The organism is Methylobacterium jeotgali, assembly GCF_022179345.1.
In the GTDB taxonomy this organism is placed as follows: domain Bacteria; phylum Pseudomonadota; class Alphaproteobacteria; order Rhizobiales; family Beijerinckiaceae; genus Methylobacterium; species Methylobacterium jeotgali.
Window position 1 is genome coordinate 1 of sequence record NZ_BPQR01000100.1, and the last position, 1,188, is coordinate 1,188.

At 67.5% G+C, this 1,188-nt stretch carries 1 protein-coding gene; it reads right to left on the reverse strand.

Features of this window, described 5'->3' with window-relative positions; genetic code table 11:
• Positions 1-42 precede the first annotated feature (42 nt).
• Complete coding sequence (gmd, locus tag MFF04_RS21575; RefSeq protein WP_238279049.1) at positions 43-1,023, reverse strand: GDP-mannose 4,6-dehydratase; 981 nt, start codon at positions 1,021-1,023, stop codon at positions 43-45.
• Between the last annotated feature and the right edge of the window lie 165 nt (positions 1,024-1,188).

Genomic DNA, 1,188 nt, shown 5'->3' on the forward strand with positions numbered 1-1,188 from the left:
GCCGCAGTGCACAAATGCCGCGGAAGGGTGAAGGGAGGCGCGTCAGGCCTTCGAGGGCGCGAGACGCGCGAGATCGGCGTCGACCATCTCGCGGATCATCGCCTCCAGGCTGATCTCCGGCGCCCAGCCGAAGGCCTTGCGCGCCTTCTCCGGGTTGCCGAGCAGAACGTCGACCTCGGCCGGACGGAACAGCTTCTCGTCGATGACGAGATGGTCGTCCATCGTCAGGCCGACATGCCGGAAGGCGATCTCGCACATCTCGCGCACCGTCGTGGTGCGGCCGGTGGCGATCACGTAGTCGTCGGGCGCGTCCTGCTGGAGCATCAGCCACATCGCCCGGACGTAGTCCTTGGCGTGGCCCCAGTCGCGCTTGGCGTCGATGTTGCCGAGCCGCAGCTCGGAGGCGAGCCCGAGCTTGATCCGCGCCACCGCGTCCGTGACCTTGCGGGTCACGAACTCGACGCCGCGCAGCGGGCTCTCGTGGTTGAACAGGATCCCGTTCGAGGCGTGCAGCCCGAAGCTCTCCCGGTAGTTCACCGTCATCCAGTGAGCGTAGAGCTTGGCCACCCCGTAGGGCGAGCGCGGGTAGAACGGCGTCGTCTCGCTCTGCACCTGCTCCTGGATCAGGCCGAACATCTCCGAGGACGAGGCCTGATAGTAGCGCGCCTTCGGGCGCAGCGTGCGCATCGCCTCGAGCAGGTTGACCGCGCCGAGGCCCGTGACCTGCCCGGTGAGCACCGGCTGCTGCCAGGAGGCCGTCACGAAGGACTGCGCGGCGAGATTGTAGAGCTCGTCCGGCTGCACGTCCTGCACGATGCGCATCAGGCTCGACAGGTCGATCAGGTTGCCGTCGAGAAGCGTGACCCGGTCGGCGACGCCGAGCCATTTCAGCCGGTGATCGAACACGCCCGCATGGCTCGACCGGCGCACGACGCCGAACACCTCGTAGCCCTGCTCCAGCAGAAGCTCTGCGAGATAGGCGCCGTCCTGACCGGTGATGCCGGTGATCAGGGCTCTCTTCATGCCAACGGGCTTCCCAGTGCGGATGTCCACCGCGATCGGTCGGGGCCTATCGCGGCAAGGAAGCACGGTCAATCAACCGACATTCCGGCCGCATCACGGCACCAACGAGACAACACGCTGTCCGGAGACCTCCGCGCCCGCATCCGGCGCCAGGCGGCGGAAGGG